Origin of the sequence: Psychrobacter sp. K31L (genome assembly GCF_017942195.1) — a bacterium.
Classification (GTDB): Bacteria; Pseudomonadota; Gammaproteobacteria; order Pseudomonadales; family Moraxellaceae; genus Psychrobacter; species Psychrobacter glaciei.
In genome coordinates this window covers 661,727-686,640 of record NZ_JAGKSC010000001.1, presented here as the reverse complement: position 1 = coordinate 686,640, position 24,914 = coordinate 661,727, and the positions used below count along the sequence as shown (strand labels likewise).

General features: G+C 44.6%; 43 protein-coding genes. 30 read left to right on the top strand and 13 right to left on the bottom strand.

Annotated features, from left to right (window positions below; translation table 11 throughout):
- Nucleotides 1-37 precede the first annotated feature (37 nt).
- From J5X94_RS02850 to J5X94_RS02790, 13 genes are all read right to left on the bottom strand, one after another.
- Nucleotides 38-529, bottom strand: a complete 492-nt coding sequence (locus tag J5X94_RS02850) for a hypothetical protein (protein WP_210539904.1) — start codon at nt 527-529, stop codon at nt 38-40.
- Nucleotides 530-539: 10 nt separating this feature from the next.
- Complete coding sequence (gene ssb / locus J5X94_RS02845; RefSeq protein WP_210539901.1) at nt 540-1,112, bottom strand: single-stranded DNA-binding protein; 573 nt, start codon at nt 1,110-1,112, stop codon at nt 540-542.
- 11 nt (nt 1,113-1,123) lie between these two features.
- Nucleotides 1,124-1,762 (bottom strand): hypothetical protein, encoded by a 639-nt coding sequence (locus J5X94_RS02840; RefSeq protein ID WP_210539900.1) that lies wholly within the window; start codon nt 1,760-1,762, stop codon nt 1,124-1,126.
- Nucleotides 1,759-2,550 carry a phage recombination protein Bet gene (bet, locus tag J5X94_RS02835; protein WP_210539897.1) on the bottom strand — a complete coding sequence of 264 codons (792 nt, stop codon included), beginning with the start codon at nt 2,548-2,550 and terminating at the stop codon, nt 1,759-1,761. The genes J5X94_RS02840 and bet overlap by 4 nt, the downstream gene beginning before the upstream one ends.
- Nucleotides 2,551-2,561: 11 nt before the next feature.
- A complete protein-coding gene (locus J5X94_RS02830; protein ID WP_210539895.1) occupies nt 2,562-2,786 on the bottom strand; it encodes a hypothetical protein in 225 nt (74 codons plus the stop codon).
- Between the two features lies 1 nt (nt 2,787).
- On the bottom strand, nt 2,788-3,081 hold the full coding sequence (locus J5X94_RS02825) for a hypothetical protein (protein WP_210539894.1): 294 nt from the start codon (nt 3,079-3,081) through the stop codon (nt 2,788-2,790).
- Complete coding sequence (locus tag J5X94_RS02820) at nt 3,078-3,308, bottom strand: hypothetical protein (protein WP_210539891.1); 231 nt, start codon at nt 3,306-3,308, stop codon at nt 3,078-3,080. The genes J5X94_RS02825 and J5X94_RS02820 overlap by 4 nt, the downstream gene beginning before the upstream one ends.
- Nucleotides 3,305-3,493: a hypothetical protein gene (locus tag J5X94_RS02815; protein WP_210539890.1), complete on the bottom strand. Its 189-nt coding sequence runs from the start codon at nt 3,491-3,493 to the stop codon at nt 3,305-3,307. Before J5X94_RS02815 ends, J5X94_RS02820 begins: the two co-directional genes overlap by 4 nt.
- Entirely contained in the window at nt 3,493-3,804 is a 312-nt protein-coding gene (locus J5X94_RS02810; protein WP_210539887.1) for a hypothetical protein, read from the bottom strand. The genes J5X94_RS02815 and J5X94_RS02810 overlap by 1 nt, the downstream gene beginning before the upstream one ends.
- 11 nt (nt 3,805-3,815) lie before the next feature.
- The gene (locus tag J5X94_RS02805) at nt 3,816-4,160 is read right to left on the bottom strand and encodes a hypothetical protein (protein ID WP_210539885.1); all 345 of its coding nucleotides are present in this window, start codon (nt 4,158-4,160) and stop codon (nt 3,816-3,818) included.
- A gap of 68 nt (nt 4,161-4,228) precedes the next feature.
- Complete coding sequence (locus J5X94_RS02800) at nt 4,229-4,426, bottom strand: hypothetical protein (RefSeq protein ID WP_210539883.1); 198 nt, start codon at nt 4,424-4,426, stop codon at nt 4,229-4,231.
- Nucleotides 4,427-4,482: 56 nt separating this feature from the next.
- Nucleotides 4,483-4,662 carry a hypothetical protein gene (locus J5X94_RS02795; RefSeq protein ID WP_210539881.1) on the bottom strand — a complete coding sequence of 60 codons (180 nt, stop codon included), beginning with the start codon at nt 4,660-4,662 and terminating at the stop codon, nt 4,483-4,485.
- A gap of 385 nt (nt 4,663-5,047) precedes the next feature.
- Nucleotides 5,048-5,689: a LexA family protein gene (locus tag J5X94_RS02790; RefSeq protein ID WP_210539880.1), complete on the bottom strand. Its 642-nt coding sequence runs from the start codon at nt 5,687-5,689 to the stop codon at nt 5,048-5,050.
- Nucleotides 5,690-5,795: 106 nt separating this feature from the next.
- Here J5X94_RS02790 and J5X94_RS02785 point away from each other — a divergent pair, with 106 nt between their 5' ends.
- The 30 genes from J5X94_RS02785 to J5X94_RS02640 all read left to right on the top strand — a co-directional run bounded on the left by J5X94_RS02785 (nt 5,796) and on the right by J5X94_RS02640 (nt 24,914).
- Nucleotides 5,796-5,975 carry a Cro/CI family transcriptional regulator gene (locus tag J5X94_RS02785; RefSeq protein ID WP_210539878.1) on the top strand — a complete coding sequence of 60 codons (180 nt, stop codon included), beginning with the start codon at nt 5,796-5,798 and terminating at the stop codon, nt 5,973-5,975.
- Between the two features lie 3 nt (nt 5,976-5,978).
- Nucleotides 5,979-6,179, top strand: a complete 201-nt coding sequence (locus J5X94_RS02780; RefSeq protein ID WP_210539876.1) for a hypothetical protein — start codon at nt 5,979-5,981, stop codon at nt 6,177-6,179.
- A 30-nt stretch (nt 6,180-6,209) separates the two neighbouring features.
- Nucleotides 6,210-6,392 carry a hypothetical protein gene (locus J5X94_RS02775; RefSeq protein WP_210539874.1) on the top strand — a complete coding sequence of 61 codons (183 nt, stop codon included), beginning with the start codon at nt 6,210-6,212 and terminating at the stop codon, nt 6,390-6,392.
- Nucleotides 6,393-6,502: 110 nt separating this feature from the next.
- Entirely contained in the window at nt 6,503-6,712 is a 210-nt protein-coding gene (locus J5X94_RS02770; protein WP_210539872.1) for a hypothetical protein, read from the top strand.
- Between the two features lie 167 nt (nt 6,713-6,879).
- Complete coding sequence (locus J5X94_RS02765) at nt 6,880-7,086, top strand: hypothetical protein (RefSeq protein WP_016071870.1); 207 nt, start codon at nt 6,880-6,882, stop codon at nt 7,084-7,086.
- A gap of 115 nt (nt 7,087-7,201) precedes the next feature.
- Nucleotides 7,202-8,050, top strand: coding sequence for a helix-turn-helix domain-containing protein (locus J5X94_RS02760; RefSeq protein ID WP_210539870.1), 849 nt, complete (start codon nt 7,202-7,204; stop codon nt 8,048-8,050).
- Nucleotides 8,047-9,438: a replicative DNA helicase gene (locus tag J5X94_RS02755; RefSeq protein ID WP_210539868.1), complete on the top strand. Its 1,392-nt coding sequence runs from the start codon at nt 8,047-8,049 to the stop codon at nt 9,436-9,438. The genes J5X94_RS02760 and J5X94_RS02755 overlap by 4 nt, the downstream gene beginning before the upstream one ends.
- Nucleotides 9,435-9,647, top strand: coding sequence for a hypothetical protein (locus J5X94_RS02750; RefSeq protein ID WP_210539866.1), 213 nt, complete (start codon nt 9,435-9,437; stop codon nt 9,645-9,647). Before J5X94_RS02755 ends, J5X94_RS02750 begins: the two co-directional genes overlap by 4 nt.
- Before the next feature lie 8 nt (nt 9,648-9,655).
- Nucleotides 9,656-10,405, top strand: a complete 750-nt coding sequence (locus J5X94_RS02745) for a phosphoadenosine phosphosulfate reductase family protein (RefSeq protein WP_323128890.1) — start codon at nt 9,656-9,658, stop codon at nt 10,403-10,405.
- A 147-nt stretch (nt 10,406-10,552) separates the two neighbouring features.
- Complete coding sequence (locus J5X94_RS02740) at nt 10,553-10,948, top strand: RusA family crossover junction endodeoxyribonuclease (protein ID WP_210539863.1); 396 nt, start codon at nt 10,553-10,555, stop codon at nt 10,946-10,948.
- Nucleotides 10,935-11,351 carry an HNH endonuclease gene (locus tag J5X94_RS02735; RefSeq protein WP_210539861.1) on the top strand — a complete coding sequence of 139 codons (417 nt, stop codon included), beginning with the start codon at nt 10,935-10,937 and terminating at the stop codon, nt 11,349-11,351. Before J5X94_RS02740 ends, J5X94_RS02735 begins: the two co-directional genes overlap by 14 nt.
- A 218-nt stretch (nt 11,352-11,569) precedes the next feature.
- Nucleotides 11,570-12,028, top strand: coding sequence for a hypothetical protein (locus J5X94_RS02730; protein ID WP_210539859.1), 459 nt, complete (start codon nt 11,570-11,572; stop codon nt 12,026-12,028).
- The gene (locus J5X94_RS02725) at nt 12,025-12,309 is read left to right on the top strand and encodes a nuclease domain-containing protein (RefSeq protein ID WP_210539857.1); all 285 of its coding nucleotides are present in this window, start codon (nt 12,025-12,027) and stop codon (nt 12,307-12,309) included. Before J5X94_RS02730 ends, J5X94_RS02725 begins: the two co-directional genes overlap by 4 nt.
- A complete protein-coding gene (locus J5X94_RS02720) occupies nt 12,306-12,773 on the top strand; it encodes a hypothetical protein (protein ID WP_210539856.1) in 468 nt (155 codons plus the stop codon). Before J5X94_RS02725 ends, J5X94_RS02720 begins: the two co-directional genes overlap by 4 nt.
- A 225-nt stretch (nt 12,774-12,998) precedes the next feature.
- On the top strand, nt 12,999-13,163 hold the full coding sequence (locus J5X94_RS02715) for a hypothetical protein (RefSeq protein ID WP_210539854.1): 165 nt from the start codon (nt 12,999-13,001) through the stop codon (nt 13,161-13,163).
- Nucleotides 13,151-13,582 (top strand): hypothetical protein, encoded by a 432-nt coding sequence (locus J5X94_RS02710; protein ID WP_210539852.1) that lies wholly within the window; start codon nt 13,151-13,153, stop codon nt 13,580-13,582. Before J5X94_RS02715 ends, J5X94_RS02710 begins: the two co-directional genes overlap by 13 nt.
- Before the next feature lie 58 nt (nt 13,583-13,640).
- Nucleotides 13,641-14,045, top strand: a complete 405-nt coding sequence (locus J5X94_RS02705; protein WP_323128893.1) for a terminase small subunit — start codon at nt 13,641-13,643, stop codon at nt 14,043-14,045.
- The gene (locus J5X94_RS02700) at nt 14,045-15,325 is read left to right on the top strand and encodes a PBSX family phage terminase large subunit (RefSeq protein WP_210539849.1); all 1,281 of its coding nucleotides are present in this window, start codon (nt 14,045-14,047) and stop codon (nt 15,323-15,325) included. The genes J5X94_RS02705 and J5X94_RS02700 overlap by 1 nt, the downstream gene beginning before the upstream one ends.
- A 3-nt stretch (nt 15,326-15,328) precedes the next feature.
- Complete coding sequence (locus tag J5X94_RS02695) at nt 15,329-17,686, top strand: portal protein (RefSeq protein WP_210539847.1); 2,358 nt, start codon at nt 15,329-15,331, stop codon at nt 17,684-17,686.
- A 26-nt stretch (nt 17,687-17,712) separates the two neighbouring features.
- Nucleotides 17,713-18,009: a hypothetical protein gene (locus J5X94_RS02690; protein WP_210539844.1), complete on the top strand. Its 297-nt coding sequence runs from the start codon at nt 17,713-17,715 to the stop codon at nt 18,007-18,009.
- 149 nt (nt 18,010-18,158) lie between these two features.
- Nucleotides 18,159-19,019, top strand: a complete 861-nt coding sequence (locus tag J5X94_RS02685) for a hypothetical protein (protein ID WP_210539842.1) — start codon at nt 18,159-18,161, stop codon at nt 19,017-19,019.
- A gap of 13 nt (nt 19,020-19,032) precedes the next feature.
- On the top strand, nt 19,033-20,292 hold the full coding sequence (locus J5X94_RS02680; RefSeq protein WP_210539841.1) for a P22 phage major capsid protein family protein: 1,260 nt from the start codon (nt 19,033-19,035) through the stop codon (nt 20,290-20,292).
- A 78-nt stretch (nt 20,293-20,370) separates the two neighbouring features.
- The gene (locus J5X94_RS02675; RefSeq protein ID WP_210539838.1) at nt 20,371-20,928 is read left to right on the top strand and encodes a hypothetical protein; all 558 of its coding nucleotides are present in this window, start codon (nt 20,371-20,373) and stop codon (nt 20,926-20,928) included.
- A 3-nt stretch (nt 20,929-20,931) separates the two neighbouring features.
- Entirely contained in the window at nt 20,932-21,321 is a 390-nt protein-coding gene (locus J5X94_RS02670; RefSeq protein ID WP_210539836.1) for a hypothetical protein, read from the top strand.
- On the top strand, nt 21,308-22,723 hold the full coding sequence (locus tag J5X94_RS02665) for a packaged DNA stabilization protein (protein WP_210539835.1): 1,416 nt from the start codon (nt 21,308-21,310) through the stop codon (nt 22,721-22,723). The genes J5X94_RS02670 and J5X94_RS02665 overlap by 14 nt, the downstream gene beginning before the upstream one ends.
- Nucleotides 22,723-23,088: a hypothetical protein gene (locus J5X94_RS02660; protein WP_210539833.1), complete on the top strand. Its 366-nt coding sequence runs from the start codon at nt 22,723-22,725 to the stop codon at nt 23,086-23,088. Before J5X94_RS02665 ends, J5X94_RS02660 begins: the two co-directional genes overlap by 1 nt.
- On the top strand, nt 23,085-23,408 hold the full coding sequence (locus tag J5X94_RS02655; RefSeq protein WP_210539831.1) for a hypothetical protein: 324 nt from the start codon (nt 23,085-23,087) through the stop codon (nt 23,406-23,408). The genes J5X94_RS02660 and J5X94_RS02655 overlap by 4 nt, the downstream gene beginning before the upstream one ends.
- Nucleotides 23,405-23,728 (top strand): hypothetical protein, encoded by a 324-nt coding sequence (locus J5X94_RS02650; RefSeq protein WP_210539830.1) that lies wholly within the window; start codon nt 23,405-23,407, stop codon nt 23,726-23,728. Before J5X94_RS02655 ends, J5X94_RS02650 begins: the two co-directional genes overlap by 4 nt.
- Nucleotides 23,725-24,156: a hypothetical protein gene (locus J5X94_RS02645; RefSeq protein ID WP_210539828.1), complete on the top strand. Its 432-nt coding sequence runs from the start codon at nt 23,725-23,727 to the stop codon at nt 24,154-24,156. Before J5X94_RS02650 ends, J5X94_RS02645 begins: the two co-directional genes overlap by 4 nt.
- Nucleotides 24,153-24,914: a hypothetical protein gene (locus tag J5X94_RS02640; RefSeq protein WP_210539826.1), complete on the top strand. Its 762-nt coding sequence runs from the start codon at nt 24,153-24,155 to the stop codon at nt 24,912-24,914. Before J5X94_RS02645 ends, J5X94_RS02640 begins: the two co-directional genes overlap by 4 nt.

Genomic DNA, 24,914 nt, shown 5'->3' with positions numbered 1-24,914 from the left:
CGCAGCACCTATTAGCCCCGATGCAGGGTGTAACTGGTTATGACGCTTTCAATTCGCTGCAATAAACTGGTTCGTTTTCTCTGTGCCATTGTTTGTGGCATGGATCACAAAGCCACATAACGTCCATCGGTTTGTTGTAGTCGCAATGATGACCGTGTAGAGATGTCTCATCGCTGCATGACTCGCATTGGCTAGGCTTGATTATCTTGCCATCACGGACAGCGTTATTGACCATGTTGTGAGCCTGATATATAGCAGGGTTTCTACTGCGCCATGCTCTTATGCCAGCTGCGTGGCGCTCCTTACCTTGCTCGGTCTGTGCATACTCCTTGCGAGCACCCACACGATGCGGTAGGTTAGCCCTGTTACGGTCAAACTCACGGTAATAGTCGATTTTGTCGGCTCGGTTGGCTCTCACTCTAGCGCGTATGCACTCTTTGCAATTACCTGATTTGCCGTACTTGCGAATAGATGACTGGTAAAAATCATCTATCGGCTTATCGGTTTTGCAGTATTTACAATTAATCATGATTAGCTCCTTAGAATGGAATGTCCGACCCAATTACTTTGCCGTTTTCGTCAACTTCTTCACCGTTTGCGTTGTACAGCCTATTCATAGCAGGCGCTTGGTTCTGCTGTGCAAACTGCTGATTAACTTGACCTTGCATACCTTGCGCTTTATTCGCTTGCTGCTGTGCGTAGTTGTTAGGCGCTTGCTGATTGTTAGACGGCTGCTGATAGCCTTGGTTGTTTTGTTGTTGGTTCTGCTGACCGCCGTTGGCACTGTCCAGCATCTGCATTGAAAACGCCTTGACCTCTGTTGCATAACGGTCAGTACCATCTTGTGCTTGATACTTTCGAGTGCTTAGCTTGCCCTCGATGTAAACTTTTGAGCCTTTGCGTAGGTACTGAGCTGCAATTTCACCAAGTCGATTAGCTAGCGACACTCTATGCCATTCAGTTGCCTCTTTTTTCTCACCGCTTTGTTTGTCTGTCCATTGCTCAGACGTTGCTAACGATATATTGGCAATACTGCCACCATTGCTGAATTGCTTAACTTCTGGGTCAGCGCCCAATGTACCGATCAGTATTACTTTATTAACTCCGCGCATAGTCTTGCCTCTTAATTCGATAGTTGTTTAAATAATTCGTTGTAATAGTCACGCGACATTTCGACTCGCTCTTTTGCTTGCTCAATAAGTGACTCGTCATACTCAATCTTGACTGACCTAATGCGCTTTTGTAGCGGTATCTCATTGACCAAATCAACGTGCTCATACTCATCGTCGTTATAGCCAATCATGCTGTGAGGGGTGGGTAGCAGCACAAAGTCCACGTAATGCACCTTCTTACCCCATAGCTCCATATAGACTTGTCCTTGCCAATCATAACCACCGTCTTTGACCTTTTGCACAGCGTCCTCATGTGTCCAAGGGAAGCTATCAATTGACCATGAGCACTTGGTATCTCGTATGCTATCGTCGGTAAGTAAGTCGCACTCACCGCTAAACCAGTCATTACTTTTGCGCTCAGTGTTTTTTGATAACTTGACCGCCTTTAGTAAACTGACAGCTTTGATTGCGTCATCTTCTAGCGCCAAGCCCTTGTTAATCATCTTTGCGTCAATCTCACGACGATAATTAAACACATCGAGCAAAACAGCATTGAGCACCACTTTTTTTGATGTTTTGCCAAGCGTGGTCTTGTTCTGTAAGCGCGTCATCAGTCCACCTAACGCGCTAGCTCTGCATTTAAAAGTCATGATGCTAGTAGCTCCTCACGTTGGTTTTCGCTGATGATATAACCTGCATCGCCACTCAATACGTGCTTCTTTTCTAAGCTGCCATTCTCAATAGACGCTTTTACGGTTTTGTATAAATCGTCATCATTGGTTATATCCATTTCTATTTTTTGTGGCTCGCTAACTTCTACATCTTCAATGCCGTTGATATTAATGGTCTTACCTTGCATTTCCTCAACAGTGTATTCATTGCCAATTTCTTCAGGAAACGCTTTTCGCAGTGCGCCAGCTTCGGCACATTTAGCTAATTGACCGCGCTTGCGCTTAGTCCACATCGTATTGAGATTGCCATCTTTGGTAGTGGCGCAGGCTTCCTCAAAATACTCAGTGTGAGTGAACGGTACTTTTTGCCCTTGGACGATTCGATACACTGTGATAGTGCAAAAGTCAGGGACAACGTGCTCGCTATTGCCAAACTTTATAGTTACCATTTCACCAAACACTGCTGCATCTTGCCCTGCGTACTCACCAGTGCGAGCTGCTGTAATGCGCTGCTCAGTGATTGACGGCATGATAATGTCACGCATACCGCCTTTGTTTGTTTTAGCGTCTTTGACCCACATAGGCACGATATGGCAGGGCTTCTTCATAATATCCAAGCCACGCGCTTTGCAATACTCAACAGCCATCATGATTGACTGAGGTTGAGCGCCTACAAAAATAGAGTTGGTAAGTACATGCCAAGTCGTTTCATTCAGTCCACGCGCTTCGAGCCACGCTTTTTGATTTTCTGTCATTAATTCGTTCATCGTCTTATTCCTTATGAAATCTCGTTAAGATATTCGATTAATTCGCCAAATCCTTTGTACCAGCGGTTCATTCGTTGCCATTTCTCGCTAGTGGGGTAGTAATTGATTTCGTGACCGGTTGGCGCTGTCAGCCTTATGTGGTACAAATCATTGAAAGATTTGATGTCTAAACTAAAGGCTTCCAGTTGGTTAAAGTCTCGCTGCCTTTTCGACAACGATACTGAGTGCTTAGCCATGTCAGCCTCCTTTAATCCGCTTTAAACTCTCATTCGCAGCCTTAACCGTTTTGTATTCGTCAGACGCTCTATACTCGTCCGTGTAGCCACTCTCAGTAGTCGGCTGCCACTCGTTAGACGTTAGATACTCACCGTCAATCTCGACCACCGTGTAAGCTTTACCTTCGCTTATCTCGACCTTGTGACTGTCAACGATTGCTTGATTATTCGCGTCATCTATCGCCCATGCGTCAGGCAGCACCGCGAAAGCGATACCACCCCAAATGACTAGATTTGCTGCTATAAATTTAATCATTTTGCAGACTCCCTATCGATTGCGCTGTTTTGCCAGTCGGTTGTGTCAAAGCCTTCGCCAATAAACCAAAAATCACAGTTTAGTGTGTCATCGCTCCACCGTTTATGGTTGTGCTTTAAGTCCTGCTTATATGCTGAATAACCCCACGCATCGCCATTTTCATCTATAGCAGCACTATTGATTCGTTTAGGTGCTTTTATCAAATCCGCTTGCGTTAGCTGTTTCATTTCGACACCTCATTGATTTCTACATAGCCGCCATGACTGCAAAACGCTCTTTGATAGTAGGCTTTGGCTTGTTTCTCAGTGATAAACCCGTCGCCATTTTTCTTATAAAAAACAGTGACCTGCTTCGGTTCGGCGAAGTATTTATCAAGCCATTGCTGATACGTAAAGTTGGGGTCTTGTTCCATTACGCCACCTCGCTATGTTCATCAACACACCCAACAACACCGCAGTCAGGGCACTCTGTGTAACACTCTAGGCTAATGCGGTCATACGCCTCAGCCTCACTCTCTGACCAGTAGCAGTCAAAGCCACAAGCAGCCACACCTTGTTTAGCCCAATACGCTTTGTCATCGTCGGTAATCGGTATCTCAACCATGTTGCAGTGACCCACTTCTATTTTCTCGATGATGCAATAAGGGCTGCCAGCTTGCGTTTCGTGATATGACCAAAAGAAAGTCACGTCACATACGCCATATATCGTTTTTTGTTCTAACATGGTCATGCTCCTTATGCGTATAGCCAGTCTGAGTGTGAAAAACCTAGTGAGGCGGCTGTGTCGTAATCTTGCGGCTCGCTGTCATCAATAGGGTGGTCATATAGAAACTGCTTGATGACCGCTTTAAACGGCTGCTCATGCTCGAATTGCAGCGTGTAAGCGTAGTCTTCACTGATACCGTTTATCTCTTTGTAGCAATCACCTACGCTCAGTAGATTGATGTTTTGTCTATCGTCAGTCTCGAAGTAAACTTCGATTGATACATCGTTTGGCATCGCGATGTAAACCGTACCGCTTGTGCCGCAATCGCTGATTTCATGGTCAGCGTCATTGTCTAATCTGATAATGTCTGTCATACTGTCCTCGCTTATTAGTAAGTAAAAGCCCTCATTGATTCCACTCGGCGAGGGCTTTTTGTTGTCTGTTATTTGGCTCGTGTGTTGATTTCATCTGCCTTGTCTTTAACTCTAACCATTTCATTCCAAACAGCTATTCGTTCAGCTTGCAAATCGTCGCTTACGTTTCCTGATAAACCATCTATCTGACGCAGAATCGCTGAGTATTTAGCTTTCAGCCTGTTAAACTTCCTTACCAGCGCAGCGTGATATTCAATTTTTTGCATACCCTTATCCTCTTAGTTAGTACGCAATAGCCGTCGATTAAAACGGCTATAACTTACTAGCTATTCGCTTGTTTGCTCAATTCAGCAATCAGTAAATCAGCATACTCAACCGCCTCTTTGCATAAGAAGTCAGCATTTCTCACTTCTCCAGCGAAATTAGCCAGCATTCCTTGCATCGCTAAACCTGCGTAATGCTCACGTAAGCTCATTTTTTTGTCTGTATTGTTGTCACTCATACCTCTATCCTCGGTTGTGGTCATAGACCGTTGGTTAATTCAGCATTAACGACTGTTGCCAATCGCTAATAATTAATTAACTTTTCATCAAGTTTTTAAAAAGTGTTTTGCTATCGCTTGCATCGTCTGCGTTGTTCGTTGCGATGTAGTAATAGTAACTTAACTTACCTAGTGAGTCAATAAAGAAAGTAAGAAAAGTTACCTTATTTTCGATAGGCAATAAAAAACCCCATCAACGACGGGGCTTGTAGCACTAAATTATTTTTTAATTAATCGTAAAGCTCTATAGGCTCACGATAAACGCACCAGCCAATCGGCAAAGTACCTACGGGCTTAGCGTGTTTCAAGAAGTGGCATATCCAGTAATACTCATAAGGCTTCATAATCACCTCAACTTCTTTCTGTGTTCAACAGCCACACCGCATATCGAAAACCTTACAAATCGGCTGTCTAAAATAGGATAGTCGGGGTTGGATGGCACCAGATGAACAAACTCCTCCTTTGTTTCTTCATCAAAACCTTTAGGGCGATACTTTTTAAATGTCGCCTTTTTCTCTCCCTCTTTCAATGCCAATACAAAATCAGACGGGTTGGGTTGGATGTCAGGATCTATCAGCGCCATGTCCTTAGCGTAAAAATCAGGCTCCATACTGCTGCCATCTATAACAACCCAATAAACACGGTCGCTATATTCTGCTGATACTGGCTCAAATTCATCCACTATTGCATCATCATGGTACTCACAGAACTCACCTGCCTGTGCGTAATTCAATACAGGCGCATACTTAACAGGCTTTCTTTTTGCAACTTGGAAGTTATCTCCGTCGCCAATACCATCGGTTAAGTATTCAACACTACAACCAAAGAAATCAGCCATTGCTTGCAGATGCTCTAGTTTTGGCGGGTTTTCATCATCCTCCCAGTTTTTAACTGATGTTTTTGATACGCCTATTTTGCTGCCAAGCGCATCACGAGCAAGTTTTTTATTCTTGCGAAGCCTATACAGCCTTTGACCTAGAGTGCTCATAAATCCTCCTTTAACACAGGTAAGTTATCTTACCACTTGATAAGGTAAGTTTTCTGTGTTTTAATGGGTAACTTAACTTACTTTATTAAATAACGAGGTAACCAAAATGACTAAGAATGAGGCTTTAAAGGTAGCCAATGGTTCAGTCGTTGAACTTGGGCGATTACTAAATATTTCACATAACGCTATATCGCAATGGAGCGATAAGAAAATCCCAGAACTTCGCGAGTATCAGATTAAAGAAATCATCGACAAGCGCGAAGCAGAACAATTAGAGGAGGCTTAATCCATGTACGACGACCCTAAATTCATTAAAGACCATCGCGTCAATGCTCGTTTTAACGACCATGAGATTGAGGCTATCACTCACATAGCTGGGCTTACTGGTATGCAAAAAAGCACATTGGTACGCAAAGCTACGTTAAGACTAATCGAAGAACTTAAACAGGAGTTTGAACGAAGTCTGACTGATATGGAAGACGCAGTTTAGACGTTTTTAGGTAACCGAAAGGAGAGGCTTATGCCTGATATACCAACGTCTTTCAAGGAAGATGAATTAGAAGATTTAGAGTGGGCAGCAAACCAACTTGGAATGACGATAGAAGAATTTACCGCCCATGCAGCAAATCAGCTTGTCAGAAACACAAAAGAGGATATGCGAAAGCGTATTCATAACAGTAATTCAATCAAGGTCATCAAGTAGATGATTTTCGGTGACCGAAAAGGGGCTAAAAGTGAATACACAAGACGAACAAGCATGGGAGCGTGAATTTGAACACGTAGAGATTAAGCAAGGACAGAAAGGAAGTAACGATGAAAAGTGATTACGCAGCACATCTATCTCTAGTTCATGACTCACAAGATGAGCAAATGCAAATTAAGGCTAAAAACATGGACACCATCGAAAAAGAGAAGCAGCGCAAACGTGATATCAACGCCCAGTTTTGGCAAATCATCAAGCACGTTGTCTTGTTAATCGCATGTGCAGCATTGGTTATCTACACATTAATCCATTTCGCGTGAGGTCGTCATGGCAACTAGTCAATCAGTTATCGAGCAATTTAACAAAGAGTTTGGCATCAAGCAGCTCACAGCCATGGACAACACGGGCTTATTTTGCAACAGCAGCAATTACAGCAAGAAGTCGAAGCAGATCGTAATTAAACAAACAAAGAAATGGAGTAAGAGCAATGGTCGGTAGAACAGTTAAATCAGGCGCACGTATCAAGGCAGAAAGGGCAGTTATCGAAGGCACGAACGATGAAGGGTTTTTACCAAAAGATAGAGTCAATCACATACTCAACAAAGAAGTGCTTAGAGGTGTTTTGGTTCGTTTTGGCTATTCAGTTAAGTACAACCACTTGAATGCAGTACAGGGCTGGATTTGCAGCAGGTAATAAAAAACGCTCGTCAGCGCGAACTGAGAGCGTTTAACAAACAAACTTAGAAACTGGAGTATGACATGAGATCCAAAGACTTTCAAGAACAACAGAAACAATTAGGAGGCGAACAATGAGTTTCACTTTAATGGCGCAAACAATGAAGCTTAATGTTGGCAGCCTCGCTAAGAAGATGGTGCTTATCAAATTAGCCGACCAAGCAAACGACGATGGCTTGTGCTGGCCTTCATATCAAACTATTGCAGAGGCTTGTCAGGTTAGCCGAAGAACAGTTATTAGGCATATTAAGTCGCTAGAAGAAGATGGTTATCTAAACATAACCAAGACCTACGATAAGGCCAATAAGAAGAATTTTAGCAACCGTTATCAGCTCACTATAAGCAGGGGTGTAAAAATGTCACTAGTGACAGAGAGTCACCACCCTAGTGACAATGTGACCGTAAGTGGTGACACAGAGTCACTACCTAGTGACAGAGAGTCACCCGAACCTATCATTGAACCTATCATTGAACCTGCCATTGAAGCGGGGGAGAAAAACAACAGCAACGACAACGCTGAAAAAGTAAAAGATAGTAATGCTGAGTTCATAGTTAATTGGCAACCACCTACTAGAGAAACGATGGAAGCTAAATTATTTATGGCTGGTACGCCAATGCAGATGACTGACGGACAGTATCAATTATATGTAGATGACTTCAAGGCTCATTTTGAAGACAGAGCAAAAGATGGTCACCCATTGAAAAGCGACGGTAAGTGTCAGGCGAAGTTAAGAGATTGGTTACAACGAGAGCGTGAAGGTCACAACAAGAACATGAATGCAAGTGGGGATACAGCTAGCAGACCTCACGATACTCGCAGTGATTCATTTGGCAGTAATACACCACGCCTAACTCGTCAGCAACAGATTGAACAAAACAACATTGAAATGGAAAAGGCTAGAGCCGCAGGAGTAGCGTTATGAGTTTCTACAGCATAGACATTGAGAAGGCGGTGATCGCCTCGCTAATGAGTATCGATAACTCGCTTGACCACGTTGTAAGTAAGATTGACAGCGATGACTTTGTAGCGGCTAAGAACCAAGTGTTATTCACAGCGGTTAAGGAATTATCGAAGCAAGGACTGCCTTACGACAACGTAATGGTTCATGACTGGCTAGAAGCTAACGGGCACAGCAAAGATGTCACTGACAGTTATGTGGCCGAGATATTGAGCGAAAGCCCAGCGACCTTGTTCAACTTATCAGCTTATGCGGACACGGTGTGTAATTACTCAAGACTGAGAGCAGCGGATAAATTACTGGTTGAAGCTCGTGAGCGATTGAAGCAGCAAGACGTGAGACTGGATGAGAAAGTAAACGGAATTATTGAAGGCTTAAGCGGTGTTATCGACTCAGGCAGCAAAGGCGGTGGCGCTAGAACCGTTGGATCAATGATGCAAAAGTTCTTTGATGATCTTAGTGATGCAAGCAAAGGCAAGGTTATGCCATTTAGACCAACAGGTTTTGAGGAGTTAGATGCTCATTCACCTATCCAAAATGGCGATTTGGTTGTGGTCGGCGGTAGACCATCTATGGGTAAGACCACGTTTGCACAATCAATCGTTCAAAACATGGTTAAGTACGATTTTTATACCGATGCTCAAGGGGTATATAAGCGACGCGCTGGTGTGTTTTTCAGTCTAGAAATGACTGATGATTCAGTAACACAGCGTTTCATGTCTTCAATGTCAGGTGTAGAGCTTCATACCATCCGTAGCGGTATGGGTCTTAAAACTGATGACTGGGCAAATCTCATGAAAACGTCTGCTGAATACGGCCAAGACGATGGCAAGGATTATCCAATGGTGATTGATTCACGCACGAAGCTCACTTATCACGAAATGAGAACCGAGCTAAACAGAGTACGTAACCGCCACGGTGAAATTGGCGTGATTATGGTCGATTATCTGCAAATCATGGGCGGCTTAGACGGTAAAGATAGGATTGGCGCATTGGGCGAGGCGACACGCAACCTAAAAGCGTTCGGAAAGGAGTTTAATTGCCCCGTGCTGCTGCTTTCACAGTTAAGCCGTAGCTTAGAGAGCCGACCAAACAAACGCCCTATCATGAGCGATTTAAGAGAGTCGGGAGAGATTGAGCAGGCAGCCGATGTAATTATGTTCTTGTACCGCGATGAGGTTTACAACGAAAACTCAGATCACAAAGGAACGGCTGAGGTCATCATTGCCAAAAACAGACAAGGCAAGGTTGGCACAGTAAGACTTGGCTTTGAAGGTAATTACTCACGCTTTACAAACCTACTGCCAAGCTATCACACGGACGAGATACCGCCATACGGAGAAAACGCATGAGCACTTTAAATAATTGGCCAGACCCGTTCAATGAACCGCACCGCTATTGGTTGATGATTGTTAATTGTCCGGCAACCAAAGAGCGAGAAAAAAGACAGCAGTTGAAAGCGGTTGGATTAAATTTTGATGTTGAGCCAGTACAAGCAGGCAGCGAAACGGACAAGCAGATAACGGCCAAGTTAGCAGAATTACGGAGAATGAGCGCATGAGTAACTTAGTGAAGTGTGTAGTGCCAGTATCAGGCGGCAAGGATAGCCAAGTATGTTTAGCGTTAGCTGTAAAACACTTTGGTGCTGAAAACGTCATTGGTCTATTTTGCGATACGCAATATGAGCATGAGCTGACGTATGAGCACGTTGAAAAGATGAAAGGTATGTATGGCGTAGAAATTATCACAAGGTGTGATGGTGACGTTCTGAGCCTTGTCAGGAAGTACAAACGCTTTCCATCAGGCACAGCGAGATTCTGTACCGATCAATTAAAGATAAATGTTAGTAAGAAATTCTACAAAACGCTGGCCGAGTATCAAGAAGAAGGGTTTGAGGTGTGGTACGGCATGAGAAGCGGTGAAAGCCACGAACGAGCCAAGCGATACGAGGACAAGATTGATGATGAATTGTACGAGCCGCATGAGATTTTACCGAGCAATTACCCGAAGTATCTAGGAAAAATGGGGGTTCGGTTCAGATTGCCAATTATGGATTGGACAGCAAGAGAAGTGTTTGAGTTTTTAGATGGTGCTGAGAATCCGCTATATGCAAAAGGCTTTGACCGTGTTGGTTGTTTCCCTTGCTTGGCTGGTGGCGATTGGTCAAAAGAGCGAGCTTTTGGACTTGATGAGTTTGGCGCCGAGCAGCTAGCAAAGGTTCGAGTTGTTGAGCAGGAGATTGGCAAGAACGTATTTACAAGCAAAGGCGGCGTACAGCGGAATAACCCAGACCAACTTTGTTTAATTTGTCAGATTTAAGGAGAGCAAGCATGAAAAACATATACAACAAAAAGACGGTGCGGGGTACGGAGTGGATCAAGAGCGACACTGTTGTGATTACCTACACGGACGGCAGCAAAGAAACGATGTCACGCAAGAGTTTTAACCAGATTATTAAGGATTGATATGACTGAGCCATTTTTCAAAGCACAGCTACCAATGCCGCCAAGTGTAAACGGTTATTGGCTGGTAAAGCCAAAAGGCAAGTATCTGTCCGCTAAGGCTCGAAAGTTTAGAAGTGAGGTCATTGCATACGTGGCAAGTTTAGGACGCATCAGGACGCACACAGGACGCATCAGAGCACAAGTAACGATACATGGCAGGGATAAGCGCAAGTTTGATATTGATAATTACCAAAAGGCGCTATGGGATGCGCTGACACACGCAAGAGTGATTGATGATGATGAGCTGATTGATGAGCTGAACATTAAGCGTGGCGAGATTATCAAGGGTGGTCGAATAGACGTTGAGCTTTACGAGTTAAAAGGTAACCAAAAGGGATTAAGTGATGAAGCTAACTAAAGTGCAGCGTGAAGAACTAAAGAAAAAGTACGATGGTCATTGCTCATATTGCGGTATTGAGCTAAGCAACCGATGGCAAGCCGACCATTTAGAGCCAGTAGAGCGTGAGGTGATTTGGTTTAAGTGCGAAAAATCACGGACGATGAAAAGAAAAAGCGGTGATATGCGAAAACCTGAGCATGACCATATCGATAACATGATGCCGTCATGCGTCAAGTGCAATAACGATAAATCAAGTATGACGCTGGAGAGTTGGCGCAGAGTTATCAAAGACAGAATTAAAACGTTAAACGAAAGCCCTATTTACGCCAGTTATCAAAAAGCCAAACGATACGGTTTAGTTGTTGAGACTGATATTGATGTTGTTTTTTACTTTGAAAAATACGAGGCAACCAATGAATAACCCAAAAATAACAATGATGAGCTGCAAGGACGGGGAACTGTCAGGGAAGGTGATATTAAATGGCCATGAGTGGGTCGTGAAGCCGTTTCAATTTGCAAGTGATGCAAGTGCTAGTGAGAAAGAAAACAAGCTGATTGAGCGAGCGATTAAGGAGCAGGGGCGATGACTGATGTAATGTTTTTATTAGCGATATGTTTTATCGCATGGCTGGTGTTGAAATGACTAAAAAAACATGGGTGGTTAAGACAGACGACCAGCGGCTAAAGCACATGAGCTATTTAGCACAAAAAGAATTGCCTTACACAGCTACAGACAAAGAAGGCGCTGAGAAGGACAAATCAACGCCACAGAACAGCCTGAACCATAAATGGCTAACAGAGGTAGCACAGCAGAACAAGCAGCACTCACGCGAAGAATACAGGGGTATCTGCAAGCTGCATTGCGGTGTGCCAGTGCTAAGACGAGATAGCGAGGAATACCGCGAAGCATACGACAGATTAATCAAGCCAATGGATTATTGGTCAAAGGTTGAGTACATGATGGCACCGTTGGATTTTCCAGTAACAAGGGGAATGACTGACGATCAGATGAAAGAGTATCTAAACGCGACACATAGGCTGCTAACTGAGAAGTTTAACGCAGTGCTGACACAGCCAAAGGATAGGTGGTTTTTATGAGTAAGCTACGCAAGTCAGCAAGAGGTCAGAATTGTACGTTAAGGCTAGAGGGTTGCAATCATAATTCTGAGACTGTGGTATTGGCTCATATCAGAAATAACCAGTTTTGCGGTGTCGGCATGAAGCCACCTGATTATATGGGCTGCTTTGCGTGTAGTAGCTGTCATGACGCGATAGACGGACGAGTCAAGAGTGATGATACGTACAAAGATATTTTGAGAGCGCAGAACGAAACATTGAAGTATTGGTTTGATAATGGACTGTTGGAGATTAAGCGATGAGCGACGTAATAGACCGTGATGTAAAAGTAAAGCTGGCAGCATGGGGCGCTTGGACTCGTAACACTGGTAGCGGTCAAGGTTGCTCAAGCCCAGCACAAGCACTTATCAACTGTGCGCCAGTCTGTGATAGTGATTACAAGCGCTATGCTAGATACGAAGCATTTGAGCATATAAGCGATGAAGAAGCGTTGGAGGTGGAAAGGGCTATGGCGAAGCTTAAACGCTACTCAGCACGATTAGACGTAGCAATGGGTGTCATGTTAGAGCTTGAGCTTGCAGATGATAACTTACTCATGTGTAATTTGATGTACCCAGTGCTCAGAGATCACTTTCGAGGCGATGAGTCATTTAGTCATATTGCGAGAGAGTTGACCAAATCAATAGGTAAAAAGATAACGGATGTAAAAGTTAAGGCGATCATGGAGCGTGGCGCCGGATTCATTGAAGCGTTATTAATGTCTTGACATCTCATCGAGCTATGTACTAATATCAGTTTATGCTACGCATTTTATGTAAAGCAGTCCTACAATAAGCCCTAAGAACGGACGTTATTCTATTTTCTTACCACTTGTGGAAGTCGATAGTACAAACTTCATGATATAGAATATTGGCGTATTCATTATCTACTAAATGCCCTACTTTAACGAGTGGGGCTTTTTTATGCCTATTATTTAGCAAGGGAATTGCTCATGTGTGACTTATCTAATGCTGAGGTACTGAATCGCTGGAAGATGAGCAAGAAAGATACCGCTAAGCAGTATTGGTATGAGTTCATGGAGAAACGCGCTAAGTACGGTGATAAAGATGCCAAGACGAAGCTTAAAGAAATGGATTTCTTCTCATGTGTAGCGTAAACCTAAGCGAGTCATTGAGAGTCATACTTGATAACGAGTGTGATTACTCAGATGACCAAGACAATGCGTGGCTATATGATAGCGATGCTGATAAGTATGATGACTATATAAATTTAACGGAGTTCAAAATGAGTAATTACAGCGATTTACCAGCAGAAACTATTAATGCTGTCATTGAAGCATATGGCAAGGTTACAGACGAACTAATTGGAATAAGCAACCCTACATCGTGCCATGATGCCAATCAAGTTATTGATGATATTAAAAAAACTCAGTCAGAGGAAAATAGCTTGACTCACTCTGACGACTTATCTCAAATTCTAGAAGATGAGCACCCAGAAGCCGGTAAGTTGGTACGTGATTATTTTAAGTCAATGGTTTCCGATGACGAAGATGTTGAAGATTACGAAAGCCGCTAATTAACCACTTTAACCACTTAACCGTGGGCTTTTTTATACATGGACGCTGGAGAGTGTGATGACTAATAATACGCTCGACAGCGTTGTACTGACAGACAAAGAAGAGTTGTTCGCTCAAGAAGTAGCAAGCGGCGCAACTCAATCAGCTGCTTATCGCAAGCATTACGACACCAGTAACATGCAGCCAAACACGATCCATAATGAAGCAAGTAGATTGCGACATAAAAGTGAGGTTTCCCATAGGATTGATAAATTAAAGGCAAAAGCCGCTGATGTAGCTATTGTTGACGCTGCAATGGTGCTTAGAGGCTTGCTGAACGAGGCTGAGGATATGACCGAGGGTTCTAGCCATGGCGCTAGAGTTTCAGCATGGGCGCACTTAGGTAAACATCTAGGAATGTTTGTAGATAAGTCAGAGGTTAAGACTGAGGGTAACGTTAACATCAATATTGGATTTGACTAATGCAGCTAACCGAAACCAAGTCCAGACTATTTCAGCCGCTTTACTTACGTGAGCGGCTTTTTTGTGTCTTGTATGGTGGTCGTGGTGGCGGTAAGTCTTGGGAGGTTGCAGACTACTTGCTGATTGATGGTATTAAGAACGTTAACCGTAACTTGTGTTGTCGTGAAGTGCAAAAGTCAATCAAGCAATCAGTGCACCAGTTATTCAAAGACCGTATCAAGCGATGGAACTTAGGACGCTTTTACAATGTGCTTGAAACTGAGATACGCGGTGTCAACGGTACGCTGTTTATGTATAGCGGCTTACTTGAGCACACAGCCGACACAATCAAATCATTTGAGGGTTGTAACCGCACATGGATTGAAGAAGCACAGACAGTCTCTAAACGCTCGCTAGACATATTAATACCAACGGTTATCCGTACGCCTGACTGTCAAGTGATTATGAGCCTTAACCCTTACTTACTCACAGATGCGGTATGGAATGATTACATACAGCCAACGCTTGACGGCAAACGTGATGATGTGACGCTGATCCGTGTTAACTATAACGATAACAAAAACTGCCCTCCTGAGATTGTCCGGCTTGCTGAGAACATGAAGCGCGATGACTACGACGCTTGGGTGAATATCTACGATGGACAGCCAAAGCTAGTCGCTGATGGCGCTATCTACAAAGACGAGCTCCACAAGGCACAGAAAGATGGACGCATAACAAGTGTGCCAGTTGACGACATATTGCCCGTTTATACCGTATGGGATTTGGGTGTGTCTGACAGTACGGTTATATGGTTTGTGCAGGTCTATGGTAAAGAGCCGCGCTTAGTTGATTACTATGAGGCAAACGGTGAAGGTATTGACCACTACATCAAGCTGATTAAGTCGAAAGGTTACGATTATGGCGGTCACTTTGCACCTCATGATATTAAAGTTCGCGAGTTCACAAGCGGTAAGTCACGGCTTGAGACAGCGCAAACGATGGGCATTAACTTTACGACGGTTACTAATATCAGTATCGATGACGGTATTGATGCGACACGTCAACTACTAAAAACCGTATGGATTGATGAGAAGCGATGTGCTCGTGGTATTGAGTGCGTCCGTAACTATCGACGCGAATACAACGACAAGATGCAAGAGTTTAAGCCAAGACCAGTCCATGATTGGGCAAGTCATGCCGCTGATGCTCTACGCTATGTCGCACTATCCATTGACCGCATGGTCATCAAGAAAGCACCTAAACTAAAAGCACCGCCACCTCGCAGTGGTTGGCAAGGATAAGCAATGACTGATAAAGACGATAAAAAAGACATCTTGCAGTCAATGCGAGACTTTCGACAACGAGCGCAAGACTATTGGCGCGACATTTACGACCAAGCCGAGATTGACATTGAGTTTTGTGTCAACAAGGACAGTCAATGGGACGCAGCGGCTCGCAAAGAGCGTGCAGATGCTAAACGCCCTTGTGTGACCATCAATAAGATTGCAGGATTTGTGCATCAACAGACTAACGCATTACGCGCTAACAAGATGACGCTTAACGCTATTCCAGTTGGCAATGATGATGTTGCTGAGGCTGAGGTACAAGACGCGCTACTTGAATACGTGCTCAAATCCAGTAAGGCTGATGTTGCAACAGATTGGGCAGGTGGTCGCGCTATCATGGGTGGCTTTGGCTTCTACCGCGTGACGACTGAGTACGAAAGCGAGCTGTCATTCAATCAAGATATTAAAGTCAAACGCATTGAAAACCCTTTATCAACTTACTTGTCACCTGAAATCAAATGCCCTTACGGTTCTGACGCTACTGAGGCTATCACTGGCGAATGGATGAGCAAGGCTGACTTTAAGCGTCAATTCGACGGTAAAGAGGCGGTAAGTGCTGATGATATCACTGAGCTGACAGATTGGCAGAGTGAAGACACGGTGTTTGTCGCTGAGTATTACGCTATTGATTACATTGACGACACGCTTTACTTGTTTAGCGACGGTTCAACGGCTTTAGGCTCTGACTTGAACAAGGTTGAGCTTGATGCTGACATGCTAATTATTGCTGAGGGCATGGACAACAATCAGTTAATGGCGCTTGCTCAGTATGTGCTGACTGGTGTTGAGGTTGAAGTAAGTAACGAGCGCAAGACGCAGACTAAGAAGATCATGTGGTACAAGTGCAGCCGCAATGAGGTGCTAGAACAGACTGAAATTAAAGCTGACTTTATCCCAATCATCTTGGTGGTCGGTGATGAACAATGGGTCAATGATAAACGCTACTGGAAGTCATTAATCAGTAACGCCAAAGACCCACAGATTATCTACAACTATGCTCGCACATTACAGCTTGAACAGTTGCAGAAAGCTGGCAACCGTCCATGGGTAGCTGATGGTCGCAGCATTGAGGGTTACGAGTCATTTTGGGAAGATGCCGACAATCCCAATCAAAAGTTTTTACCCTACAACTCAACAGATGAGAATAACAATCCATTAGCGCCGCCATTCATGGCAAGCGTTTACCAAGGTTCGCCCGACTTGATGCGTGAGGCAATGACAGCTAGCGATGAAATCAAAGGCACAACGAACATCAATGATGCAACACTTGGCAATCAGAGCAATGAAACGTCAGGTCGCGCAATCATGGCAAGACAGCGCCAAAGTGACCAAGGTAACTTCCACTTTCTTGATAACTTCAAGCGAGCCTATGAGCATTTAGGACGTGTTATCTTATCGATGATACCGAACTACTATGACACACAGCGAGTGTTACGCATTACGCAAGACGATGTTGTGTATAAGACGTTGCTGATTAATACGCCCGAAGGTTCGCCACTGCTTGAGAAGTACAAGAAAGAGATTGGCGATGCAAAAGTGGGCGTTAACGGCTTGTTTAATGATGTGACAGTCGGTAAGTACGACATTCGCATTGCAGCAGGTGCAGACTACAATACGCAGCGTGAAGAAGCGCGTGAGGTGTTGATTGAGCTTGGTCGAGCTTATCCACAGTTGATGGAAGTAGCAGGTGACTTGATTATTCGAGCGTTTGACTTCCCAGATGCAGATAAGATTAGCGAGCGCCTTAAAATGCTATTGCCGCCACAACTTCAAGAAAATGAAGATGGTGCGCCTGAAATGCCACCCGAAGTTCAGCAGCAGATGCAACAAGTACAACAGCAGATGCAGCAGATGGAACAGGCATTACAACAAGCCTCGCAGCAGCTCAGCGATAAATCAGCAGACCGTGAGCTTGAAATGCTCAAGGCTGAGATTAAGCAAGAGACTGACATTGAGGTGGCTAAAATCCGTGAGAGTGGCAGAACCGATCAAGAGGAAATCAAAGCGTTTAGTAGTGCGCTTACGACAATCTTGGATAGAACAGCTGACTTACAGCAAGCGATGATGCAAATGCAAGCAGCACCGCAAGAGTGGTCAACGCAAGGTGAGGACTTAGACAGCTATACGTCTAATGATGAGCCTGAGCAGCCGCCATCTAATGACGGTCAGATGAATGCTGAAATAATGAAAAACTTACCACCAATGCAGGAAGGACAATCTTTTGCTGACTTTGAGCAAAGCCCGCAAGGTGAGTTTGAGCAGCCTATGCCTGATGGTATGCAAATGCCACCACCACAAGGCGGTGAAATGCTATAATAACTCTATTAAACAAGGAGTTATTTATGGAATACCTGCCATTCATATTTTTCGTGCTGTTTTTGATTTATGTTGTAGGTATATTTGCCTGGAATATAATTCAAAACAGAAAGACGAATAAATGGCTTGCAGATGCCAAAGCTGAAGCCGAACATCAAGAGTGGGTAGCTAAAAGATGGGCTAGTATGACTCAAAAACAGCAAGATGATGAAAGGCATTATTATAGTTTAATGCGGAACACACCTGTTGAGCAGCGACGCACTTTTATAACTGGTAACAGCTTATCTAAAGATATAATCGGTTTTGATTTGCTACCAAAATAAACTAATCCCAAACAAACAAAATAAGTCACCTACACGGTGGCTTTTTTATTGCCTAAATTTTGACCTCGCAACCCACTGACGCTACGAGTGGGATTATTGCGTTAAGTAGCGGTAAACCTCGCACAACATGCGTAAATGGAGAGTAAGAAATGGCTTTTGATACCACAGTCGAAGAAGTAAGTGAAGCACCTGAACCAACAGAGGCGACCACCAATGATGAAGCGCAAGCAGAACCACAAGAGGTCGAAGAAGTTGAGCAGGATGAACCGTCGCAAGGTGATGATGCAGAGGGTGATGCAGATGATGTGCCCGAAACTGAGCCTGAACCCGAGAAGAAAGGCGGCAGAGCAAGTGACCGTATAAAGCAGTTAGTTGCTGAGAAGAAAGAGCTTGAGGCTAAGTATGCACAGCTCAATGAGCAATCACAGCAGCCAAAGCGAGCAGCTAGCAACGACGGTGCACCAGTTAAGCCAAGCATTGAGGACTACGACCTTGATAGCGAAGGTGGTCTTGATTCGTATTTTGCAGCACAAGCAGAATATGACGAAAAGCACCAAGACTGGAAACTTGACCAACGCTTACAACAGCGTGAACAAGCAAAGCAGCAAGAGCAGAAGAATGCTGAAATAACTCAGACTTTCAACGCAAGGTTCAAAGCTAATCCTGAGTTTAAAGAGAACTTTCAGCAATTAGCGGAGCTTATGCAAGATAAGCCGATTCAAGCTGACCCTAGTGAACTCTATTCAGGTGATGACTTGATGGATTTGCTAGAGCACGTTGCCGCTGACCATGACTTGTATTACAAATTGGCAGAAATGCCACAGTCCAAGCAATATGCAGAATTTGGACGTATTCACGCCACGATACAAGCTAAGAAAGGTGGTCAATCAAAAGCCGTAAGACAAAGTAAAGCACCACCACCACCAAACCATACTAAAGCAAATGCCCCAACAAAGCGCAGTCCATACAGTGGGTCGGATGACGACTTCATGGAAGCACGGGGATTATAGAGGATAGACACGCATGGCTAACTACAGCGAAAACGACAAGAACAACATTTTAACTCACGATGTGGTTGCAAAAGAAGCGGCCGCAATGCTGGTTGAGGAATCGCAGTTTATTAAAGCGATCAACCGTAACCGTGAGAAAGAGTTTGCAGCAGATAAGAACGGTTACAAAGTCGGTGATAGTGTACGCATTCGCATTCCACCCACACCAGTTGTCACAGATGGTCATGTATTCAAGCAAGCGGATGCTGACGAGAACGCAAAAGAGCGTTCAAGTCTATTGACCATCGACACACAAAAGCACGTCGGTTTGTCATTTGGTGCAGCAGAACAAGCATTAAGCCTTACCAAGTTTAAAGAACGCTTTTTGCAGCCAGCTATTAATTCACTGGCCACCACAGTCGATGCTGACTTATTGCAACGCGCCATTGTTTGTGTGAACAACATGGCACTAATGAGCGCGTCTGAGCTACACCCAACAGCCGCTTGGGGTCGTGCTCGCACACTAATGAATCGTGCATTAGCGCCATCAAGTGACCGCATGTGTATGCTGTCTAGCGATTTAACCAATAAGATTGTTGATCCAGCAGGCACATTGTTTAACCCAACGGCTGAAATCGCTAAGCAATGGAAAGAAGGTTATATCGGTCGCAGCCGTGGCTTTGAGTTTGTTGAGTCTGAGCATATCTATCGTCAGCTTACTGGCTCACACGGTAAAACTGGTATGTCAGTCAGTGGCGCAGGTCAGACAGGCAATATGCTGACGGTCGCAGGTGTTACTAATGGTCAAACCATCAAGAAAGGCGAAGTATTTACCATTGCAGGTGTCGATCAGATTCATCCGGTTACACGTCAAACTTTCAGCGCACCACTTCAATTCGTGGTCATGGAAGATATTGTTGCAGGTGGCACGACTGCTACGATTAAAATCTACCCTGAAATTACACCTGCCGTCGTTGCAGCTCAAAGCAAGTCAAATGCCACGGTATTGACAAGCCCAGCAGCAGCAGCAGCAATTACGTTTACCATGTCTAGCGATTCATTGGTAGAACAAGCACTTTGTTTCCAAAAAGACGCATTTGCAGCAGCATTTGCGCCATTAAAAGTGCTCGCAGGTACAGAGGGTTATACCTTCAACGCCTCAACAATGGCATTACGTGTAATGACAGGCGGTGACTTTGGTAATGATAGCGAGGGTACTCGTATCGATGTTCTATACGGCTTTGCACCTATCCGCGCCAATCATGCAGCGCGTGTTGTAGCACCGACCGCATAACCACTAGATTTATAATTATGTGCGCTGTCAATCGATGGCGTACATGCTGATAGATTTAACCAACAGAGAGATTAAGCTATGGACTATCCAGTAATGCTATACCTTGGCGGCTTAAATAGCCATGCAATTGCACATGATGACGATGAATACGACAAGCTAACGAAGCGCGGTTATGTCACTCACGCAGAAGCGGTGAAGATTGAGCCAAAAGCTGATGACACACCAACATTTAGTGGTAGTTTTGGTGATGTTGAAGACCAGCTGGCAGAAGCCAATGAGCACATTGAGTTGCTAGAAGGCGCAATTGAGGTTAAAGATACCGAAATTCTCGATCTAAAAGGTCAGGTTGATAGTAAAGACAAGGCGATTGCAGCCAACCATGAGCATATCGACACGCTAAGAGCTGCGTTGGCGGAACGACCAAACTTACCGCATGACGACACGCAAGAAGTCGCAGACCTAAAAGCCAAACTTGCCATCTATGAAGAAAGCAAAGATGTAAATGGTGATGGTGTCGTGTCATACGATGAAATGGAAAAAGACGAGCTGAAATCACTGCTTGATAAACGTGGTGTCAAGTATGTATCGCGTGACAATCTTGATGATTTAATTCAGAAGGCCAAAGACAGCGAGTAACCCATGAAAGCAACCGAGATTATCAGAGCAGCATTAACACGGCTTGGAGTTTATGCCACAGGTGACGAGGTTAGCGCAGACGATACGGCAACAGCACTAGAAACGCTTAACGGCTTACTGAGTGAGTATGAGCTACAACCGTTATTGAAACTGCCTGCTGATCTCTATTTGCCGATTGACGTTGACACCGACATAGAGATGACCAATAGTTTGCAGCGAGTTATCGTACTTGGATTAGCAGTGGATTTAGCGCCCGATTATGGCGTTGAGCCGTCACCGTCGTTATTACGTCAGCAATCACGCGCTATGGTCGTCGCTAAACGTGCCAATGTCTGTCCTATTTACACATGCTCAAAACTGCCAGTAGGACGCAATCGCTATGGCTTCTATTAAACTTCCTATCGTTGGTGGTGCTTACAAAGACCCAAACAGTGCCATCGGCTGTCAAACGTGCATCAATATGTACCCAGAGGTCACGCAAGACAGCTATAAGTCAGTTAGCGCCTTACTGCCAACGCCAGCTATGAAAACACTATACGACAAAGGCATTAAAGCGCCTTGTCGTGGCTTTGCTGCATTGTCAAACGGTAGTATCTACGCGGTGTATGGTCATGAACTTTACCGCTTAGATGACACATTTGAGCCGATGCCCGATGTTTATATTGACGGTGATAAGCCCGTTATTATCGCTGAAAATAGCCAGTATGCCGCTTTTGTCAGTGACAGCACCGTTTATACCTTAGACATGATTACAGGCGAATGGGCGCAGTATGGAGCGCAATTACTCTATCCTGCTGACGATGTGACGACACTAGCACAGCGTTTTATATTCAACCGTCGTGGTACTGGTCAAATATTTTGGACGGACACACTATCAACCAACATTGACCCATTGAGTTTTGCCACAGCCGAAGCAAGCCCTGACAATGTAACAGCTATTCAGGCGCATCAGAAAACACTGTGGATATTTGGCGAAACATCGACCGAGATATGGTATGCAACGGGCGATAACAACGCGGCATTTTTACCAATGCAAGGCGCTGCTATCTATGCCGGCTGCCTATTGCCTCGCACGATTGAACGTTTTGGGGAGTCACTTGTATGGCTATCAAACAGTATCAACGGCAACTCACAGGTAGTCATGACGCAGGGCTACCAAGTACAACGTATCAGCAACCACGCGCTAGAAAAAGAACTAACAAGCTACGACACAACAGACGCAAGTGCTTACGTTTATCAAGAAACCGGTCATAGTTTTTATGTGCTGAATATTCCAAAAGAAAATAAAACATGGGTGTTTGATGGCGCAACAAGCCTATGGCACGAACGCGCCTTATTCAGATATGGTGAGTTTGTCCGACACCCTAGCGAGTATCACGCTATGCACAGAGGTCAGCACGTTTTTGCACATGCCGACCAAGTAATAATGATGACTATTAGCAATAGCAGTATGGATAACATCGGTGATGAGTCGCTACCACAAGTACGTGAACGCACCACACATGCCGTCAGTCGCACACAAGGCATGATTAGGCATAACCGCTTAACATTGATAGCACAGCAAGCCACAGGTCAGCCTAACAGCATTGATGACCCACAAGTAATGCTATCATGGTCAGATGATGACGGTGTGAGCTGGTCAGATACCCGTTGGCGCGGTCTTGGCAAACGTGGTGAGCATAAAAAGCGCACATTCTGGACAAGGCTTGGCGCCAGTCGTAATCGCGCTTATCGAGTACGTGTGACTGATGCGGGAATGCTCGTTATCACAGGTGCAGAATTGGAGGTGAGTTGATGCAAACGTTAATGATACCGCAATCACCTATTGTCGATAGTCGTGGCATGATGACGCAAGAATGGCTTGTCTTTACTAATGAGCTGATACGGCTAAGCAATCAAGTCATATCGTCTGATGTAATCGACAAAGCAAACGGCAATGAAGCGTTAATCATTGAGGGCTTAAAGCAGTCTAGCATAATCATGCCAAACGATGACGAAATGAGCACCTATGTTGCGCCCGTCGTTATTCAGGATGAGCCGATAGAAAACGTAGCACCCGTGATAAACAATGAGGAATTGCCGCAAGACAATCCTTATGCGCTCATGTCAGCGATTGAACAACAACAATACGATCAAGAACTTTGGAGTTTAAACGCATGATTAAGCGCAAAATATTAATAGCACCGCAAGCACTGAGCGCAACAGTCAACCCACTTTATACCGTGGCAGAGGGTTTGTCAGCTCAAATCATGGGCGCAACCATACACAATCCAACCAACGCGCCTATCAATATCAAGGTGCATTACGTCAATCAGTCAGGTGCGGCAGATGCAACCAATCAAGTGCTGTCACGCACCCTGCAAGAGTTTGAAAGCTATTCATGCCCTGAGCTGGTCAATCACACATTGGCAGCAGGTATGAGCGTTCAAGCATTAGGTGAGGGCGCAGTTATCGTAGTCAGTGGGGTGACGTTCACATGAACTTAACTCTTTGGATGGTCGCAGGTTTAATGGTCGGCATTGTCGCAGGTCAATTGATAGTAATGGCGGTTGATGCGTACATAGCATGCAAAACGAGAAAAGAAATAGCCGCCATAAACCGCCAGTACGACAAAGAAAGGGCTGAGCGGTTAGAGCGCGGAGAGCTTGAGCCGCCTTTTGGTGGTGGTTCGTTTGCTTTTTCCGTCTATCGAGATTTAGCAAAATTAGAGCGCGAGCAAAAACAGAACAAACCTGATCGCCTGCTTGGTGTTATGCAGGATTTCTTTGTCGAACTGCGAGAAAGGGATAAAAACCCATGATAAAACAAGTTAGGTTTGCAGACTATCAAGATGAAATCACATCAATGATGATGGACATGTTGCATCTTGAACCGCAAACGGTTGATATTCCAGTTGCGCGGTACTGTGAACTTGATGAATTAGGTGTATTAAAGCCGTTTATCTGGACAAACGATGCTAATGAGATCAGGGCGGTGGCGTTACTGTTTATCAGCCCGTCACTACGCAATCAATCGATTATCGACGCATCAACCGACGTGCTATGGGTAAAACCCGAGCATAGAGGTAACGGTGCTTATTTTATCAAAGGCATTAAGCATCGATTAAAGCGCATGGGTGTGAATTATTGGTATGCAGCGAGCCGTGATAGTGCGCCTATTGATAGATTTTTAGAAAAGAATAACTTTGAGCCGCTTGAGCGGCTTTATTTTTGTGAGGTGCAATCATGAGTTTCGTCAAAGATGTATTCAACGGCATTACAGGTAAAACAGGTGCAAAGGCTGCAACAGATGCTGGTAAGGTTCAGGCTGACGCAAGCAAGTACGCAGCCGATATCAGCCAAAAGCAGTTTAATCAGACACGACAAGACCAAATGCCATGGTTAAATGCAGGTAAAAGCGCACTGGGCGATTTGACACAGTACATTAATAAAAGCCCCGACTTCAACGATAAGTGGGGCGGTCGTATTGAGCAAGCTTATCAAGGAGGTCAATTAACAGGCGGTCTTGACCCCAATAACTTTCAAAACGACCCGTCCTATCAATTCCGCAAGCAACAAGGTATGGACGGCTTGCAATCAAGTGCAGCAGCAGGCGGTAGTCTATTGTCAGGCGCAGCATTAAAGTCGCTCAACGAGTACAACAGCAACTTAGCCAGTCAAGAGTATGGCAATGCGTGGCAACGTGACCAAACCGAAAAGCAAAATCTATTTAGCACACTCAGCGGCAACCGGTCACAAGATTACAGCTTGTTTAGCAATGAAGACACGCGCCAGTACAATCAGCTTGCAAACATGGCAGGTGTCGGACAACAGACCGCCAATGATCTTGGCGCATTTGGTGCTCAAAACGCAGCCACGCAAGGTGATGCTGCTATCAATGGTGCAAATATGCAAGCAAACGGCTTGATTGGCGCAGCAGGAGCTAAGACAAACGGTATTAATAATCTGCTTGGAATTGGCATGAAGGCAGCAGGAATGTTTATTTAG

What these genes read in the sequence shown, in the direction of transcription:
- J5X94_RS02720 (WP_210539856.1), top strand. Translation starts at nt 12,306, where the DNA reads ATGAGCGACGTAATAGACCGTGATGTAAAAGTAAAGCTGGCAGCATGG.
- J5X94_RS02780 (WP_210539876.1), top strand. Translation starts at nt 5,979, where the DNA reads ATGTACGACGACCCTAAATTCATTAAAGACCATCGCGTCAATGCTCGT.
- J5X94_RS02840 (WP_210539900.1), bottom strand. Translation starts at nt 1,762, where the DNA reads ATGACTTTTAAATGCAGAGCTAGCGCGTTAGGTGGACTGATGACGCGC.
- J5X94_RS02800 (WP_210539883.1), bottom strand. Translation starts at nt 4,426, where the DNA reads ATGCAAAAAATTGAATATCACGCTGCGCTGGTAAGGAAGTTTAACAGG.
- J5X94_RS02735 (WP_210539861.1), top strand. Translation starts at nt 10,935, where the DNA reads ATGAAGCTAACTAAAGTGCAGCGTGAAGAACTAAAGAAAAAGTACGAT.
- J5X94_RS02710 (WP_210539852.1), top strand. Translation starts at nt 13,151, where the DNA reads ATGTGTAGCGTAAACCTAAGCGAGTCATTGAGAGTCATACTTGATAAC.
- J5X94_RS02705 (WP_323128893.1), top strand. Translation starts at nt 13,641, where the DNA reads ATGACTAATAATACGCTCGACAGCGTTGTACTGACAGACAAAGAAGAG.
- J5X94_RS02810 (WP_210539887.1), bottom strand. Translation starts at nt 3,804, where the DNA reads ATGTTAGAACAAAAAACGATATATGGCGTATGTGACGTGACTTTCTTT.
- J5X94_RS02775 (WP_210539874.1), top strand. Translation starts at nt 6,210, where the DNA reads ATGCCTGATATACCAACGTCTTTCAAGGAAGATGAATTAGAAGATTTA.
- J5X94_RS02805 (WP_210539885.1), bottom strand. Translation starts at nt 4,160, where the DNA reads ATGACAGACATTATCAGATTAGACAATGACGCTGACCATGAAATCAGC.
- J5X94_RS02640 (WP_210539826.1), top strand. Translation starts at nt 24,153, where the DNA reads ATGAGTTTCGTCAAAGATGTATTCAACGGCATTACAGGTAAAACAGGT.
- J5X94_RS02655 (WP_210539831.1), top strand. Translation starts at nt 23,085, where the DNA reads ATGATTAAGCGCAAAATATTAATAGCACCGCAAGCACTGAGCGCAACA.
- J5X94_RS02690 (WP_210539844.1), top strand. Translation starts at nt 17,713, where the DNA reads ATGGAATACCTGCCATTCATATTTTTCGTGCTGTTTTTGATTTATGTT.
- ssb (WP_210539901.1), bottom strand. Translation starts at nt 1,112, where the DNA reads ATGCGCGGAGTTAATAAAGTAATACTGATCGGTACATTGGGCGCTGAC.
- J5X94_RS02675 (WP_210539838.1), top strand. Translation starts at nt 20,371, where the DNA reads ATGGACTATCCAGTAATGCTATACCTTGGCGGCTTAAATAGCCATGCA.
- J5X94_RS02645 (WP_210539828.1), top strand. Translation starts at nt 23,725, where the DNA reads ATGATAAAACAAGTTAGGTTTGCAGACTATCAAGATGAAATCACATCA.
- J5X94_RS02795 (WP_210539881.1), bottom strand. Translation starts at nt 4,662, where the DNA reads ATGAGTGACAACAATACAGACAAAAAAATGAGCTTACGTGAGCATTAC.
- J5X94_RS02700 (WP_210539849.1), top strand. Translation starts at nt 14,045, where the DNA reads ATGCAGCTAACCGAAACCAAGTCCAGACTATTTCAGCCGCTTTACTTA.
- J5X94_RS02770 (WP_210539872.1), top strand. Translation starts at nt 6,503, where the DNA reads ATGAAAAGTGATTACGCAGCACATCTATCTCTAGTTCATGACTCACAA.
- J5X94_RS02765 (WP_016071870.1), top strand. Translation starts at nt 6,880, where the DNA reads ATGGTCGGTAGAACAGTTAAATCAGGCGCACGTATCAAGGCAGAAAGG.
- J5X94_RS02820 (WP_210539891.1), bottom strand. Translation starts at nt 3,308, where the DNA reads ATGAAACAGCTAACGCAAGCGGATTTGATAAAAGCACCTAAACGAATC.
- J5X94_RS02685 (WP_210539842.1), top strand. Translation starts at nt 18,159, where the DNA reads ATGGCTTTTGATACCACAGTCGAAGAAGTAAGTGAAGCACCTGAACCA.
- J5X94_RS02660 (WP_210539833.1), top strand. Translation starts at nt 22,723, where the DNA reads ATGCAAACGTTAATGATACCGCAATCACCTATTGTCGATAGTCGTGGC.
- J5X94_RS02830 (WP_210539895.1), bottom strand. Translation starts at nt 2,786, where the DNA reads ATGGCTAAGCACTCAGTATCGTTGTCGAAAAGGCAGCGAGACTTTAAC.
- J5X94_RS02785 (WP_210539878.1), top strand. Translation starts at nt 5,796, where the DNA reads ATGACTAAGAATGAGGCTTTAAAGGTAGCCAATGGTTCAGTCGTTGAA.
- J5X94_RS02665 (WP_210539835.1), top strand. Translation starts at nt 21,308, where the DNA reads ATGGCTTCTATTAAACTTCCTATCGTTGGTGGTGCTTACAAAGACCCA.
- J5X94_RS02815 (WP_210539890.1), bottom strand. Translation starts at nt 3,493, where the DNA reads ATGGAACAAGACCCCAACTTTACGTATCAGCAATGGCTTGATAAATAC.
- J5X94_RS02725 (WP_210539857.1), top strand. Translation starts at nt 12,025, where the DNA reads ATGAGTAAGCTACGCAAGTCAGCAAGAGGTCAGAATTGTACGTTAAGG.
- J5X94_RS02750 (WP_210539866.1), top strand. Translation starts at nt 9,435, where the DNA reads ATGAGCACTTTAAATAATTGGCCAGACCCGTTCAATGAACCGCACCGC.
- J5X94_RS02740 (WP_210539863.1), top strand. Translation starts at nt 10,553, where the DNA reads ATGACTGAGCCATTTTTCAAAGCACAGCTACCAATGCCGCCAAGTGTA.
- J5X94_RS02760 (WP_210539870.1), top strand. Translation starts at nt 7,202, where the DNA reads ATGAGTTTCACTTTAATGGCGCAAACAATGAAGCTTAATGTTGGCAGC.
- J5X94_RS02670 (WP_210539836.1), top strand. Translation starts at nt 20,932, where the DNA reads ATGAAAGCAACCGAGATTATCAGAGCAGCATTAACACGGCTTGGAGTT.
- J5X94_RS02715 (WP_210539854.1), top strand. Translation starts at nt 12,999, where the DNA reads ATGTGTGACTTATCTAATGCTGAGGTACTGAATCGCTGGAAGATGAGC.
- J5X94_RS02730 (WP_210539859.1), top strand. Translation starts at nt 11,570, where the DNA reads ATGACTAAAAAAACATGGGTGGTTAAGACAGACGACCAGCGGCTAAAG.
- J5X94_RS02650 (WP_210539830.1), top strand. Translation starts at nt 23,405, where the DNA reads ATGAACTTAACTCTTTGGATGGTCGCAGGTTTAATGGTCGGCATTGTC.
- J5X94_RS02850 (WP_210539904.1), bottom strand. Translation starts at nt 529, where the DNA reads ATGATTAATTGTAAATACTGCAAAACCGATAAGCCGATAGATGATTTT.
- J5X94_RS02755 (WP_210539868.1), top strand. Translation starts at nt 8,047, where the DNA reads ATGAGTTTCTACAGCATAGACATTGAGAAGGCGGTGATCGCCTCGCTA.
- J5X94_RS02680 (WP_210539841.1), top strand. Translation starts at nt 19,033, where the DNA reads ATGGCTAACTACAGCGAAAACGACAAGAACAACATTTTAACTCACGAT.
- J5X94_RS02790 (WP_210539880.1), bottom strand. Translation starts at nt 5,689, where the DNA reads ATGAGCACTCTAGGTCAAAGGCTGTATAGGCTTCGCAAGAATAAAAAA.
- J5X94_RS02695 (WP_210539847.1), top strand. Translation starts at nt 15,329, where the DNA reads ATGACTGATAAAGACGATAAAAAAGACATCTTGCAGTCAATGCGAGAC.
- bet (WP_210539897.1), bottom strand. Translation starts at nt 2,550, where the DNA reads ATGAACGAATTAATGACAGAAAATCAAAAAGCGTGGCTCGAAGCGCGT.
- J5X94_RS02825 (WP_210539894.1), bottom strand. Translation starts at nt 3,081, where the DNA reads ATGATTAAATTTATAGCAGCAAATCTAGTCATTTGGGGTGGTATCGCT.